Below are 780 nucleotides of genomic sequence, written 5' to 3' on the forward strand. Positions count from 1 at the left end.
ATCTTGATCACACTCGATAGTTACATCAGCAGGTACAGTAAATGTAGGCGCAGTAGTATCTACGATAGTAAATATAGCAGTAGTAGTACTTGAGTTACCACAACCATCAGTAGCTGTAAATGTTACAGTAGCTGAACCAGTTGCACCACAAGCATCTGCAAGTTTAGTAAAGTCATTTGTCCATGTAATTGCTGAACAATCATCAGAGGCAATAGCGCCACCATTATTAGTTAACCAATCATTAATATCGTCAACATTACCAGCTCCATCACATTCTACAGTTAAGTTAGCGCTAGTAGTATCTATAGAAGGAGCAGTAGTGTCTTGAATAGCATAAGAAGCTGTTGTAGTTGATGAATTTCCACAAGCATCAGTAGCTGTAAATGTTACTGTTACTGGAGCAGAACAATCTGATTGAGCTCCATTGTAATCATTTGTCCAGGTTATAGCACCACAATTATCTGATGCTACAGCACCACCATTATTATTTAACCAGTTTTCTATTTCTCCGTTATTACCTGAACCATCACATTCAACAATAATATCTGTTGCGTTAGTGTCAATGACAGGCGCAGTAGTATCTACCACATTAATAGTTTGAACAAGCGTAGCAGTATTACCACAATCATCAGTTAATGACCAAGTACGTGTGATTACAGATTCGTTAGCACAGTTACCATCAGCAATCGCATCTGAGTAAGTCGCTTCTAAACCAGCGTCACAGTTATCCGCTTCATCTGTTACATCACCAGTAAGAGTTAAGTCGTTAGCATCTTGATC

1 pseudogene is annotated in these 780 nt (G+C 38.7%); it reads right to left on the minus strand.

The features are described from left to right. Window positions 1-780: pseudogene (locus tag ACQ0RB_RS15685) on the minus strand (gliding motility-associated C-terminal domain-containing protein); the annotation flags it as partial.

The organism is Gaetbulibacter sp. PBL-D1 (genome assembly GCF_050509525.1).
GTDB lineage: Bacteria > Bacteroidota > Bacteroidia > Flavobacteriales > Flavobacteriaceae > Gaetbulibacter_B > Gaetbulibacter_B jejuensis.